This is a genomic window from Chryseobacterium sp. NG-CE01, assembly GCF_055695505.1.
The window spans coordinates 2,060,516-2,074,250 of sequence record NZ_CM146369.1 but is presented as its reverse complement, the minus strand read 5'-3'; the positions used below and the strand labels follow the sequence as shown (position 1 = coordinate 2,074,250).

Here is a 13,735-nt window from a genome sequence, read left to right as displayed (position 1 = left end):
AAGGATGCTGTATAATTCTTTCATTATGAATGATAGACGACAACTTAAAAAAGCTCCGTGAGAGTAAAGGTTTAACACAGCAGGATATGGCTGATTTGATGCACACGCACAGAACAGGATATTTTTTTGTCACTAAACATTTTGGGATTGCCATAGATGATATTATTTTCTTCAATGAAAAAACAATGTTACCAATGAGGTTTCTATGGAAGATACTGCAGTTCTGGATCAGCTAAAACTAATTAATGAACTTGATAACGAAGAAAAAATATTCTCTCTCAAAGTCAGGAGGCTTTGCGCAGCGAGGTTACAAACTTTAAAGAGCAGGCTTATTTAATAAAAACGTAGCTGCATTATAAAACAAAACCCACCGCAATTGCAGTGGGTTTTATGTTTATTTAACTAGCTCAAAGTCGTGAGACTTTGCGCAGCGGGGAGTTTTGAGTGATCTTCTTCGGTAAATTTAAATAATTATATTCAATGGGTGAAATCTTCTATTGTAAATGTGAGCATCCAAAAAATTTAGAGATTTCTTTAACAAAAACGTAGCTGCTTTATAAAACAAAAACCCTCGCAATTGCGAGAGGTTATTTATTTATCTGCTCCCAAGTCGTGAGATTTGCGTAGCGGGAAAATATTGCAGCTTTATAACACAAAACCCTCGCAAAATTGTGAGGGTTTTTATTTATCTGCTGCGAAGTTGCAAACTTCGCAGAGCGGGGGGGGGAGTAATCGGGGGGGAGCTATTGAATCTCTGTTTGAATAAAATTTATTAATGCAAGTTCTTTTCCAATTCTCATCCCAAAACACCCAAACATTTATACATCCTTGTATTAAGATTGGTTCTTCATCCTCAAAATCTTCTTCTATAAGTTTTTGTTTTCTTTTACTTGTTAATCCTTTATACTCTTTTGTATCTAAATTTCTCAACCATTCTCTCATTGCGTTTTGCTTATCTGAAGCGGAAATTTGAGAGATATAAGTTCCTTCAGAGTATTGTAATATAAATGTGTATGTTTTCATAATTTATCTGCTTCCTTTTGCATTTCTACTGTGATTTTCTCCTGTTTCGTCTGCCTTTTTCTTCCAATGTTTTACCTGTTTTTCTAATTGTGTTTTTAACTTATTATCTTCTTTTGTTTTAATAATTTTGTGAACTTTCAGTTTTAATTATATGAGCATACATATAATTTTTTCCTAAAAGAAAATCTGTATACCAAATATTTTCTGTTCCATCAATTAGAATAGGTACCTCTTCGATAGCCAAATTTTGCAATTCTTTTTTATTTTCATTACTAAAATTCTCTATTACAGAGATATCTAGATTATTTATCCAAATAATCAATGCGTCTTTAATTTCTTTAGCTTTTATCTGACTTATATAAGTTCCTCCTTGATAGTACATAATTATACTATATAAACTATTCTTATCTATTTCCTTTTGCATTTCTACTATGGTTTTCTTCGGTTTCTTGTGCTTTTTTCCTCCAATGTTCAACCTGTTTTTTTAGTTTTTCAACTAGTTGTGATTCTTCTTTCGTTTTATTTGGTTTCGATCTTAAACTATCGTGTGCTTTTTTAGCTTCTTCATATTTTTCTCCAGCACTTTGTTTAGCTTTAAGATTTGCATGTTGTCCATTCTTTCCACCACCTTTTCTATTAATAGCATCAGGAATAGACATATCCTCAGGTTTATCTATACCACTATCATCCACAGGCACAGGAACACCATTAATATCTGTTTCTTCCTCTGTATCAGGAAATACACCAGGTGTTCCAGAATCGGTTTCTTCATGGTTTTCTTGCTCATAGAGGTCTCTATTTTTAATGGCATCAGCAGTTTTATCTGCAATATCATAAGCTGCATACCCCACCAATACGTAATATAATGTTTCAAGAAGGGCATATGCGACTGGTAATGCAGGAATAAAAGCTTGATGTGTAAATGAAAGCCCCGCCATATTTGTTTTTATCGCCTTAGTTTTGGTCATGACTACTTCTTCAATAGGATACCCCCTTTTAGGACCATATATTTTTTTAGGATCAGGATCTTCACCCTCCATTCCAGTTGGATCCCAAAAATTGATAGGATTATTCCAGACATAGCTGTAAGCTTCATGAGTATACTGACTTCTTGGATCTACCACACCCCATCTACCCAAGTCCGGCATATAAAATCTAGCTCCATAATCATACATTCCTGTTTCCGTCTGCAACTCCTTTCCGTTGTACTTATACTGATAAGAAGGATTTCCTGCCAGTGCATTGTATCCTTCATGCTTCAACCCGAAAGGATAATAATTGTTTTGTCTCTTAACTTGATTTTTATGGAATCGGCGAATCGCCTTCGTCGATTCTTCAAGAACTTCTGCGCTGCCATTGGGATTTTTAAAGTAGCTTACCCGTACTGAACTACGTTCGTAGCCTGCGTTAAAGCTTCCCTTTTACTTGTCTATCCAGATGGTCGGTATAGCTGTAAATATACTTATTGTTTTTCAATATATAAACCCACCGCATGATGGTGGGTTCATTGATCTATAAAGGAGGTATACTACAAACTTGTAATAAAACGACTGTTCTGAGGCAGTCTAACTTTTTAGCTTAGCAAATGAAGTCGAAAAAAAATTAATTTAATCTTCTGTTGAATAATCATAGACTGTTTTTATTAAACATTCACCATTTACCTTAGCAACAATATAATATAATCTAGATGAAGTTTGATTTCTTTTTTTATTAGAAATAGAATCTTCTTTATTATTGTAAAAATAATCTTCTATTAATTTCATTTTTTTTTCCGCATCAAATCCAGATATTGAGGAGTCTTTTACCAACTCATACCGCTGCTTACCTTGATTGAATTTATATTTATTGTTAATAATATTAATCTTTTGATCATTTCTTTTCCTTGAAAAAGTTAAGGTTGAAGCACTAACTAATATACGATTGTTATAAGGGTTTATCATATTTACAATAATAAAATCTGAACTTTCATTTTTATATAATGTAGATAACAATTTTTCTGTATCGGATCTATATAGTTTAAAATGACTCCCTTCTTGCTCACAGCTCTTCGTTAAATCCTCATACATCCTTTTATTTTTTCTTTGCTTTATTACTTGAAACAAGTCTGATTCTCTATCGATACAATGCTGAATACTTTCTCTGTTTAAATTTTCAAAATATGCATCAGCTTTTTCTAAAATGGATTCATTAGTTTGTGCTTTACAACTATTTAGGAACGCTATACCTATAATGATACAGCAAAAATAAGCGTAAAAAATCCGGTTGTACTCTATTTTCATAATATTTATATCTGTTTTTAAGCGGCGTATTAGTATTTGATCTAATTGACTCAAATGAATCATATTTTTCCGATCCTGTAATTCCAGGCAGTCTTTCATTTCTTCTATTGTAATATGCACTATTTCCAAACTTATCTACTAACATAGTAGCAGGATCCATTCCCTTACTATCAGTAATTCTATATGAAGCCCTTAATGACATGCCCCATTCTGCTCGTATTTGATTCTCAATATGAGAAGCATATTTTTCACTATGACTGATACATGTTTCACATTTTTTTCCCTCATTTTTTTCTTGGGATGTCCTAGTGTCAATCCATGATCCAAAAAAATCAGATTTCTTTTGTGGATCCATACCGTGCGCCATTTCGTGTCCTAAAGCTATAAATAAGGGAATGTTTTCCATACCATTAACAGTATATGCCTGAAATGTATTTGTTGTATTGATATATGCAACACCATTATCATAATGATTTTCGCCGGAGGTTTGTTCAATCTTAATATTATTCAGTAAATTATCAAAATATCCGATCAATGCACCGCCAGCACTTCCTCCATTTCCCAATTGAACGAGAGATGTTAAAATACCGATTGCAAAATCAGAAAATTCGACACTTGAGTCTACATTCAGCCATTTTCCGTTAACCTGATGCTGTACTCCCGCTAATGAATATCTATATTCTGTTCCTTGATCAAAAAATGTAATATATCTTCCGTCAGGGTCAGTAAACATCACCGGATTGTTCTTAACATATGCATACGGGCTTGTTGATTGGTATTCTTCCGCCAGTTGATCCATACCATTTCATCTTGCGATATCAGACATATACATCCTTGCGCCATAGTCACTCCAGCCTATGTCTTTCTGTAATTCCTTACCCTTATACTGGTAATTATACGATAAATTTCCTGCCAGTGCATTGTAGCCGGTGTGTTTCATCCCGAAAGGATAATAGTTGTTTTGCCTCTTAACTTTATTTTTTATGGAATCGGCGAATCGCCTTCGTCGATTCCTTCAAGAACTTCTGCGCTGCCATTGTGGAAATTGATTGCTGTTACATTTCCTACATGGCAATATGGTTGCAAATATATCAGTTTTCAAATTTTTAAATCCACCGAAAAATGTGGGTTTTATTATTGCTCACGGTGCAAGGTCGTAACTCCATAATCCATTTTAATTTGGGACTGCTCCATTATAATAAGCAATAGGCGAAACTTTGTACTTCTCTATGAATTGCTCCACAAAATATTTTTCTTCACTTGGATTTACACCTATTCCCAAATATGCAGAATGATTTTTATTAATGAAAATCATTCCTTTTGGTCTTTTAAGGTCATGTTCATTTTCAAAATAAAATCTATACTCTCTACCTTCTTTTTCTAAAATAAAAGAAAGCATTTCTTTATAATCTTCTGTTTCATATTCAATTTCTCCAAAATATGGAGGATATTCAAAGCTCTCATATTCAGGCTTTAAATCATCTAACCAATTCCTAATAAAGTCAAAAACGATTTGACTATTAATTTTATCAATATGTATATATAAATCAACTAATTCCATAATTACTGTGTTGCTTTTAGTCCCGCACTAATAAATCTCCCTCCTTTTGTTTCGTAATAGTAATAAGTTCGTCCGTTTTTAACCATTTCAAATGTTCTTGCTTCAATAAAAGTTCCGGATTTCCCTGAACCTCTTACTCCATATTGGATACTTTGATAGCCTGTGAAAGCACCTTTTTTCCGGATTTCAGATGCCGCTGTATTAAAACTATCAACTAATGTAGAAATATTTTTTCTACTCCAATTTAAACCAAAATCTTTTCCATGTCTAGATATAGCATGTTGAAAACTTTTTATATCAAGCTCTGTCATTTCTGAAAAAGCCTTGAAAGGAACTCTATTAGGATTTAACTGCCTAAAAGCTCCAATATTCCCTGTACTTAATCCCGAACCAACTAAACCATGTTCCGCGCCCCATCTAATTCCTCCGCCAACGGTACTATTCATATAATCTGACATTTGACCTCTCATGTCATCCATTCTTGCCTGTCCGGCTGCATCAAGAGTAAAAGTATTTCGGGTGTTATTATCAAACCATCCGGATAAAGGTTCTCTAATATTATCCTGTACCCAATTGGATGTTCTATCTCTAAATCTGCTTAAAGCATTGCCCGGCGGATCACCCTCTGTAAACTGAGAAAAATTAATATTACCAAAATAAAGAAAGGCTATTGCTTGATCATAAGTAACTGATGTTCCAGTGCTACTTCCTCCACCATTACCACCTATGCTCCCCGAAGACAGAGACCTTGTAAAATCAAAATAATTGGCTACCGCTGAGGATGACATTACGCTGCCGTTATCATCCAGGTATTGGCCTTCATTACCATTGTTATGCGCGGTCCAGTCATAGGTCATCATCCCGTCCGGATCAATGAACCTGACCGGGTTGTTCATAGCATAGGTATACGGTGACCATCTTCTGTAGCTTTCCGCCATAGGATCAATCACGCCCCATCTTGCGATATCAGACATATACATCCTTGCGCCGTAATCGTTCCAGCCGGTTTCCTCCTGCAGCTCTTTGCCGTTGTACTGGTATAAGTACGAAGGGTTTCCTGCCAGTGCATTGTAGCCGGTGTGTTTCATCCCGAAAGGGTAATAGTTGTTTTCTTCAAGAACTTCTGCGCTGCCACTGGTATTTTTAAAGTAGCTTACCCGTACATTTCCCAGATGGTCGGTATAGCTGTAAATATAACGATTATTTTTAAAATCGTAATACCCTTCCGAAGTGGGAACAAAATCTAAAGTAACCGCACCCAGGTAATTGACCGTATACTGAAAGCCGTCCAAATAGTCGGTAGTAGTGGTACGCTCCGATGCAAACTTGATAAAGTAATTGGTGTATTTCTTTCTGAGCTTGGTTCCATCTGCACTATAGGTGTAGTTGGTCCTTACATTCCTTATCTCACTCTGGCCTGTGGCGGTGTTTCTGACGGTGTAGGTAACATTGAATTTTATCTCTCCGGGAAGGTTCAGGTGGTTGTATCTGATATTGACGATGCCCTTGTCTTCATGGCTGGTCATGTTCCCGTTGTTGTCATAAGCTATAGAAGCTCCTGAGGTATCGGGATATCCTCCGTAGTGGGCAGAGTCGTCTGTTACCGTCTGCAGCCTGTTTCCGAGGTAGGTATAGCTAAGGTCGTCGATCTGCTCTTTCATTCCGGAACCTCCTTTTCCGGTTCTCTGCAGGGAAGAGATATTGCCTGCTCCATCATAACTTACCGTTTCGTTATAAAAATCATTCTGCGGAACAGACGTGCCGGGCTCGGAGTAGATTCCTTTTTTCAACCGGTTTAAGGCATCATACTGGTAATTATACCTTCTCAGGACATTATCGGAAGCTGTTTTCCAGTCTATTTCGGTTATATTTCCATTATACAGCCCGGTAGCGCTATTGGTGTTCTGGGGATTGAAGTATTTCAGCTCGTATCCGAAGAGCTGCGTTCCCAGGTTAGCCGGATTGTTCACTTTGGTAACGGTGCCATGGATATCGTAGGTATAATCGATGCTTTGCAGGTTGTTTCCCACTTTTTTGTTGGTCGGCCGGGAAAGGTCGTTATACGTATATTCTGCCAATAATTCCTGCGGCAGGCTGCCCACTTTATGCCACTGTTTTTTCAGTCGGTTCTGGCTGTCGTATTCAAAATTCTGCAGGATGGTTTTTTCGGGATCGCCTGCCAGTCTTTTGTGCAGGGTTCTGGTCTGCAGCATTACCCCTGCAAAATCCAGTTCGGTCTCTGTTTTGGTGTAGCCTCCCAAATGGTTGATCGTGTGCGAGCCGATACTTCTTCCCATGGTATCGTACCAGATATGCGTCTTCGTCCATGCATCTTCGTCCATATTTTTAACGGAGGAGGAAGTGGGCATTCCTTTGGTGCTTCTATAGCTTACGATTCCTGCGGAGCTGAACTGGGCCGGGGTGCTTCCCAGTGTGGCTTTGCCAAAAATGGCGATGGGTTTTGATGGTGCTTCCGGAGCATATTCGTCGTAATAATTAATGGTAAGAATGGTAAGACGATCCGTAGGAAATGCGGTGTTGGTATAGTGCATATTTTCCCCGTTTACTGCCAGTGAAGCCGTTGTTCTGGTTTCATTGTTCAGTACAGGGGCTGTATTAAGAGCATTCTGCAGGGCAATCCGGTCTGAAGTGCTGGCGAATAGCCCGGTGTATGCCGTTCTTCCCAGCCGGTCGTATTTGATAAAAGACCACTCCTTAAGGTGCTGATTGGCATCCTGGGAAAGCACGAGCCTGTTTTGCCTGTCATATACAAGGTATTCCCAGAAGTCCTTGCCGGGAAGTCTTTTCTCCACCAGCCTGTTTTTATGGTCATATTTATACTGGTAACAAAGCTGGTCCAGGATTTCCTGGGTAACCACATTGTTGTTTTGTGTGATCTCTGCATTGGCTTTCGGGGGAATAACCAGCACAAGCTGGTTATAAAGGTTGTACACATAATACGTATCGATCGGGACAGAGCCGTCCATCTTTCTTGCTAAAAGGAGCTGTCCCTGAGAATTTTTGAACTGGATGCTGAGGTTTCCGTCTTCATCCCGGGTTACATTTTTCATGAGCTGGTTGTCGCCAAACCAGCCTACGGCAGGGATTGAAAATGACAGGGTGGCGTTGGCCCAGGAAGAGGTAATGGTGTATTTTTTTACCTGATCGGAAGAAATATTGGTTTCGTAGCTTGATCGGATGGTGTGGCCGGATGCTTTCTTCCAGGCATCTCCCGGAGCGGCAACTTCTACCACCCGATCCAGTGGGGAGTTTTCAAAAATCTTTTCGGAATACGCATTGGAAACTCCGTAATAGGTATTGATATCCGTTTCCGACAGGGTCTGGATTCCCGAGTTGGCAGTGGTCATGGGTAATGGCAGGTAATCTTTGGCCTGCCTGCCCAGCTCGTCATAATAGGAAGGAACGACGAGATCTTTGCCTGAAGGGGTAGATTTCACGGAAACCGTTTGCTTCAGCCTTCCCAACCCGTCGAAATACTGTACCGATTCAGCTTTTTTGGAGCCGTCCTCCGAAAGATAGATCCGGGAGTAAATATAATTTTCCGAAGCCGTAGGAGCCTGGGCGCGGAAGATTCCCAACCCCAGTACGATGGCGGATAATATGATTAGTCTTTTCATGTCGTAAGATGGTTATGCAGGTTATTGTTTATAGTTATACTGATATTCCTTCAGGGTTTTTCCGTTAACATCTTTTACTTTTTCAAGCCTGTTGAAGCTGTCGTAGCTATAGATTTCTCTTATTCCGTTGGGAGGCAGTACATTGGTAACGCCTGCGAGAGGATCATAAGTATAAGCGGTAACGGTAAAGCCTGCCAGTGCGGAGTGATTCTTAAAGCTTTCGAGCTGCGCCAGCAGGGCCTCTTCTTTTGCCTGTGCTGTGGAAGGCGTGGCATTGGCGTCTTCGTTGGATGCATTAACAATGCTGTCGATTAAGCTCTGGGGAATGTCGGACAATTTTGCCCCGTCTATCTTAGCGATCGGAACGGTATTGTTATATCCCCAAATGATGGTAGCGGGAGTTCCCGTTCCTGTGGGAGAATCCGGCATTGTGGAATATTGAATGACATGTCCTTTTGCGTCGTATACATCGTATTTTACCAGGGGATAACTGTTGGCCAGATTATCAGGAGTATAGGCCAGCACAGAAGTGGGGTACAGGTTTGAAGGATTATCAAATCGAACTTCACTTTTCGATACGGGGGTTCCGTTCTTACTGACTTCCGTTTCCAGCGGGATGCCAACGATATGAGCATTAATAAGTGCGGTATGGTTCTTGTCTGCGGCATAGCGGTAGGTTACTTCCTGGATCATACCGTCAGAGGCTGTCGTTTTTTCTTTGACCAGGTTATAGCTTCCGGATTCTCTCAGGCTTTCGGAACTGGTGGTTACCGATCTTCCGTTGGGGTCATATGCTTTGGAGACAGAACGCTGTTCCTTTATCCAGGCTGTTTTGGTGTAATAAGTAGGACCTGAACTTCCGGGAACCAACACGTATTTGGGATCCGCAGTTTCTTCAATCGTATATTCATAGCTTTCATCAGCCAGCCGGTGATGGCTATTATCATAGATTTCTTTCTTTTCCAGTAATCCGCTTTTGGTAATATTGATGTTGGGCCAAAAATTATAAGCTTCTCCAATGCTGTATTGAGGATAAGCAGCCGGCGATTTGTAATAGTATTTGGTATATCCGCCGTTGTCTCCGTTTAATATCTTTACATTTTTATAAACAATTGTTTCCGGTCCCTGGCCCATGTACGTCCCTTCGGAAAACAGGATACCACTGGAGCTGTTGCTGTTGTCAAACATATCGTATACAAACTTCTGAGACTTTACCGGGCTCTGGGAATAAAAATTGTCATAATACTTAATGCTTTCTATTCTAAGGCCTTCTGTAGGAATGGCATTTTTATAAGGGTCATCTTTAATCGCTATTTCAAAAATTTCAAAATACCCCCTTCCCCCTGTTCCGGTAATGGTAATGGTATTTGCTCCTCCTGTAATGATAAATTTTCGGACAGACATATTAGTCGAAGGTTCAGAACAAATGTCTGTAATGTTTGTCCAGTAGCCTGGTTCGGGAATGGTATAGTCTACTTCCAGTGGTGTCCCGGGATCCAGCCTGGGGTCCGGTGCAAACTTTTCAAATACATTAAAAACGACATAGATTGCTTTAGGGGTTGCAGCACTTCCGCTTACCGTATAATTAAACACCTTAGATTGCCTGGTATCAAAGTTCTGCGAGTAAAGCGGCTTAAGATACTGAAACTGCGGATCTACAAAGCCTCTATACCCAAGATCGCTGATGTATTGTGAAATATTGTCTACCGCATATTCATTCGCTTCAAAATTATATTCTACGGCACCGCCTGTAGGCAGTTTTACCCTCTTTAATGAGCCCACAGGGAAATATTTGGGGTTTTCAATCTCATTCATCAGGGCATGCTGATGCATGGAACAGAGGGAATAGTCCTTAAACTGCCCTAATACCGGACTGTATTCCTTAGACGAACCATTTTCATTGTACGTAAACTCTGTGGTTTCACTTTTAGCCAGATCTTTACTGTATTTCTTGATTTTAGTCAGCATCCTTTTGGAAATGGTTTCATAGAAATTGGCGGGATTGGTAAACGGAAAGTAAACATAGGTAAATTCTACTTTGGAATTAAGATTTCCTGCTTTATCCTTCACTTCAATACGGCTTATTTCAAACGGGTCGTTCAAAGATCTTCTGTAGGTGGGACTAAAATTGTATACAATATCTATCGAACCATTATCTGCTGTAACAATTTGGTTCAGTTTCTGGGTCTGAACAGGAATTCCTGACAGCATAGTTGCAGAGGTATAGGTATCCTGCTGATAATTGTAAGATACAAGTTCCTGCATCTTATAATTGTAGATTTTGGTAAGATAAAATGCACTTCTGTACGCTTTCCCCCAAGTGGTGCCGACCTCTTTAAATTCTGCTACGGAAAACTTATCGAAAACATATACATAGCCTTTGTCGTCTGTAATTTTAAAACTCTTAAAAATAAGGGTGGCATTATTATTTTCTCTTACATATTCAATTTTTAGGTTGGATGGTGTGAGTTTTACAATCTGAAAGGTATTGTTCTCCGTATCCCTTAATACCTTAAACTTCCCGGAATATCCCCCCATATTATAGTAGTAATAATCATCAAAAGGATTTTTATAATAATGGGAATCACTTATCTCATCATACTTTTCATCAATATCGCCGGTAAGCTGCCGGGATATTACCCCGTTACCCAGTAAAGACCAGCCTGATCCTACATCTGATGCTTTTTCGCTGCTCAGCAGGTTTTGGGGATGATAGCTAATGAACATTCCTACTGAAAAATCTTTTGTATTGGTAGGAAGTGAGACAACCGGAAAGGAGATGTCAGGAACTCCGGTGGCATAGGATACCGCAGCATTGGCATAAGAAGATAAGGATGATACTGATGCTTCAGGTTTTGAAAATCCGGCATCTATACTCTGGCTCATCAATACCTGGGCCGCGAATAAAGATAATAGTAAAAATATTGTTCTCATTATTTCTTAATCAGTTTAGCACTCGCTGTTTTGTTATCATTGGTTTTCACGGTCACCAGATACGCTCCCTGAACCAGGTTCTGCGTATTGATCTTGGTCACTTTATTTTTAGTTTTCAGGCTTTGAAGCTGTCTTCCACTCATATCATAGAAAACAATTTCTGCCTCAAATCCCTGTCTTGAGCTTGTCGAAGGGAACCCGATTTCGACATAGGCGTAATCTGTTACCGGGTTCGGGTAAATTTTAATATCCTGCTTTTCAATAAGCTGGTCAATCTGCTTATCTCCAAGTTTCACAATCTTCCAGTTTTCCTTTCCAAGCTCTTCTGCACTGGTTCCGGCTAGAATTATGGAACCATCCCTGTTCAGCTTAATATCCGAAAGCCTTTCCTCTCTTTTTCTGGATTCTCCTTTTACATGCTTTCTCCACTGCTCATTTCCATTTTCATCCAAATACAGCATCCAGAATGTCTCATCATCACTTTCTATCCTTCCTTCCGCCTGGGTATAACCTCCCAGCAGAATTCCTTTGACGTTCTCGGATCCCCCTCCCTTGGAGGGGTTAGGGGAGGATATTACGCTCATTCCCATCAGCACATCCCGGTTCCTGAAGTTGTAGGATTTCTGCCAGATTTCCTCTCCTCTTTCGTTTAAAGAAATCAGCCACAGGTCCGTTCCTTCTTCAATTCCCACTGTTTTGTTTCCGGATCTTTCCGATCTTGATTCTCCACCAACTAAGTATCCTGTGGAAGTCAAGGCCAATGTTCTTAAATGATCGTCCCCCTTTCCGCCGAAATTCTTTTCCCATTCTACTTTGCCTTCCTTATTGAGCTTAATGATCCAGTAATCGCCTTCCCCGAAATTGCCGCTGGCTTTTGGCATTTGGCTAATAGATTTCGAAGTGGCGGACCCTGAGCCTGTCGAAGGGTGCATCCCGTTTCCTGCTACCGCTCCGCTTCTGGAATACACTCCAACCAATGCCCCGCCGTCTTTCGTAGGAATCATTTTCTCTACTTCATCCAAACCTTTTCCGCCTAGAATCAGCTGGGATAATTCTTTTCCGTTTTTATCGAGTCTAACAATCAGGACATCTTTCGATCCATAACCAACCGTTCCCTTCGAGAGCCTCAGGGAACGCTGATCTGCTGTTCCTGGATCATTCAAAGGAAGGGAACCTGTCGTTCTATTCCCCGCCACAAAGAATCCCATATCGGTCGTCTGAATCACTGCTCTTGCTTCTTCATCTGCTGTATTGCCTATGGTTTTCTGCCAGAGTTCATCCCCGAACTCATTGATCCGGATCAGCCAAAAATCGCTTCCGCCTTTGGAATCATCTTTTTTATCCAACCCTTTACCGCTGAATGACGTTCCGGCAAGAAGAAAACCTCCTTCCTGCGTATTCACTGTAGCGGATAAAAAATCGTGGTTCTGTCCCGAGAAATATTTTTCCCAGACTTCTTCTCCCTGTTGATTGAGTTTGATCAGATGGAAATCGTAACCGTTATTCGGCTGCTGGCTGTTGGCTACTGGCATATTGCTTTTGCCTCCGGCTTTCGAAATTTCACTTTCAGCCCTAATAGAACTGCCGGTTATCAGATATTGCTGGTCAATGGTTGTGGTAACCTGGGAAAGAAAATCCTGGGTGGAGGATTTGATGTCTTTCTGCCAGACTACTTCCTGGGCAGAAATGCCCAGAACGGAGCATAAGAAAAGTGCTCCTGAGTAGATTTTATTCATTCTCAATGTTTATTTCGAGTTGTTGATTATTAATTTTTAAATCGCTGCAAAAATATTCTTTTTATTTCTCCCGTAAAAGATATATAATGTCAATTGTATGTGAATATTATCATAGTAATTAATTTATCACTATAATCTTTAAAATTATTGAACAAAGATATTGTGGACATGCGACAAAAGGTGTCGTGTTATTTAATGATGACACACTTTATTTCCAGACCAGAAATATTCTCCAAAATCCGGTGTGAAATTTAGAAGATATGTAACGGACAAAGAAAATGAAATGAATTTAATCTGATGAAAAAAATGCTGGAAACACCTCCTATGAATAATATTTACAGCTTAGTATCAGCAGATTGTTTTTATTCCTGCCTCAATTGATTTTAAGAAAAATTAATCTTCCATAAAGCCATTTTAATAAAAATAAATTAATGAAAAAAAATTACGGAATTTTTAAGAGATAATCAGATACCTTCGACAACTCTTCGGGTGTTGTTCGGGAACTCCTCGGAAAAAGTACCGTTTTTCCGAAGCCGACCCGAAGGTGATCCGAAGAAAATCCAA

11 protein-coding genes are annotated in these 13,735 nt (G+C 39.5%); 1 reads left to right on the top strand and 10 read right to left on the bottom strand.

The window, feature by feature from the left end; all coding sequences use genetic code 11:
* The first annotated feature begins 29 nt into the window (after positions 1-29).
* On the top strand, positions 30-236 hold the full coding sequence (locus ACYT6F_RS09865) for a hypothetical protein (RefSeq protein WP_472601009.1): 207 nt from the start codon (positions 30-32) through the stop codon (positions 234-236).
* A 445-nt stretch (positions 237-681) separates the two neighbouring features.
* On the opposite strand, the gene ACYT6F_RS09860 is transcribed toward ACYT6F_RS09865, so the two are convergent.
* From ACYT6F_RS09860 to ACYT6F_RS09815, 10 genes are all read right to left on the bottom strand, one after another.
* Complete coding sequence (locus ACYT6F_RS09860; protein WP_472601008.1) at positions 682-1,023, bottom strand: hypothetical protein; 342 nt, start codon at positions 1,021-1,023, stop codon at positions 682-684.
* Between the two features lie 118 nt (positions 1,024-1,141).
* On the bottom strand, positions 1,142-1,447 hold the full coding sequence (locus ACYT6F_RS09855; protein WP_472601007.1) for a hypothetical protein: 306 nt from the start codon (positions 1,445-1,447) through the stop codon (positions 1,142-1,144).
* Positions 1,428-2,285, bottom strand: coding sequence for an RHS repeat-associated core domain-containing protein (locus tag ACYT6F_RS09850; RefSeq protein WP_472601006.1), 858 nt, complete (start codon positions 2,283-2,285; stop codon positions 1,428-1,430). Before ACYT6F_RS09850 ends, ACYT6F_RS09855 begins: the two co-directional genes overlap by 20 nt.
* A gap of 345 nt (positions 2,286-2,630) precedes the next feature.
* Entirely contained in the window at positions 2,631-3,302 is a 672-nt protein-coding gene (locus ACYT6F_RS09845) for a hypothetical protein (protein ID WP_472601005.1), read from the bottom strand.
* Positions 3,229-4,101 (bottom strand): type III secretion system effector protein, encoded by an 873-nt coding sequence (locus tag ACYT6F_RS09840; protein ID WP_472601004.1) that lies wholly within the window; start codon positions 4,099-4,101, stop codon positions 3,229-3,231. Before ACYT6F_RS09840 ends, ACYT6F_RS09845 begins: the two co-directional genes overlap by 74 nt.
* Before the next feature lie 6 nt (positions 4,102-4,107).
* Positions 4,108-4,242 carry a hypothetical protein gene (locus ACYT6F_RS09835; RefSeq protein WP_472601003.1) on the bottom strand — a complete coding sequence of 45 codons (135 nt, stop codon included), beginning with the start codon at positions 4,240-4,242 and terminating at the stop codon, positions 4,108-4,110.
* Positions 4,243-4,476: 234 nt separating this feature from the next.
* On the bottom strand, positions 4,477-4,863 hold the full coding sequence (locus tag ACYT6F_RS09830; RefSeq protein ID WP_472601002.1) for a hypothetical protein: 387 nt from the start codon (positions 4,861-4,863) through the stop codon (positions 4,477-4,479).
* Positions 4,864-4,865: 2 nt separating this feature from the next.
* Entirely contained in the window at positions 4,866-8,501 is a 3,636-nt protein-coding gene (locus tag ACYT6F_RS09825) for a DUF6443 domain-containing protein (protein ID WP_472601001.1), read from the bottom strand.
* A 21-nt stretch (positions 8,502-8,522) separates the two neighbouring features.
* The gene (locus ACYT6F_RS09820; protein WP_472601000.1) at positions 8,523-11,435 is read right to left on the bottom strand and encodes a hypothetical protein; all 2,913 of its coding nucleotides are present in this window, start codon (positions 11,433-11,435) and stop codon (positions 8,523-8,525) included.
* Entirely contained in the window at positions 11,435-13,171 is a 1,737-nt protein-coding gene (locus ACYT6F_RS09815; protein WP_472600999.1) for a T9SS type A sorting domain-containing protein, read from the bottom strand. The genes ACYT6F_RS09820 and ACYT6F_RS09815 overlap by 1 nt, the downstream gene beginning before the upstream one ends.
* Positions 13,172-13,735 lie beyond the last annotated feature (564 nt).

Excerpts from the sequence above, each read along its gene's own strand:
- ACYT6F_RS09865 (WP_472601009.1), top strand. The coding sequence starts at position 30 with ATGATAGACGACAACTTAAAAAAGCTCCGTGAGAGTAAAGGTTTAACA.
- ACYT6F_RS09860 (WP_472601008.1), bottom strand. The coding sequence starts at position 1,023 with ATGAAAACATACACATTTATATTACAATACTCTGAAGGAACTTATATC.
- ACYT6F_RS09855 (WP_472601007.1), bottom strand. The coding sequence starts at position 1,447 with ATGCAAAAGGAAATAGATAAGAATAGTTTATATAGTATAATTATGTAC.
- ACYT6F_RS09845 (WP_472601005.1), bottom strand. The coding sequence starts at position 3,302 with ATGAAAATAGAGTACAACCGGATTTTTTACGCTTATTTTTGCTGTATC.
- ACYT6F_RS09840 (WP_472601004.1), bottom strand. The coding sequence starts at position 4,101 with ATGGATCAACTGGCGGAAGAATACCAATCAACAAGCCCGTATGCATAT.
- ACYT6F_RS09835 (WP_472601003.1), bottom strand. The coding sequence starts at position 4,242 with ATGAAACACACCGGCTACAATGCACTGGCAGGAAATTTATCGTATAAT.
- ACYT6F_RS09830 (WP_472601002.1), bottom strand. The coding sequence starts at position 4,863 with ATGGAATTAGTTGATTTATATATACATATTGATAAAATTAATAGTCAA.
- ACYT6F_RS09825 (WP_472601001.1), bottom strand. The coding sequence starts at position 8,501 with ATGAAAAGACTAATCATATTATCCGCCATCGTACTGGGGTTGGGAATC.
- ACYT6F_RS09820 (WP_472601000.1), bottom strand. The coding sequence starts at position 11,435 with ATGAGAACAATATTTTTACTATTATCTTTATTCGCGGCCCAGGTATTG.
- ACYT6F_RS09815 (WP_472600999.1), bottom strand. The coding sequence starts at position 13,171 with ATGAATAAAATCTACTCAGGAGCACTTTTCTTATGCTCCGTTCTGGGC.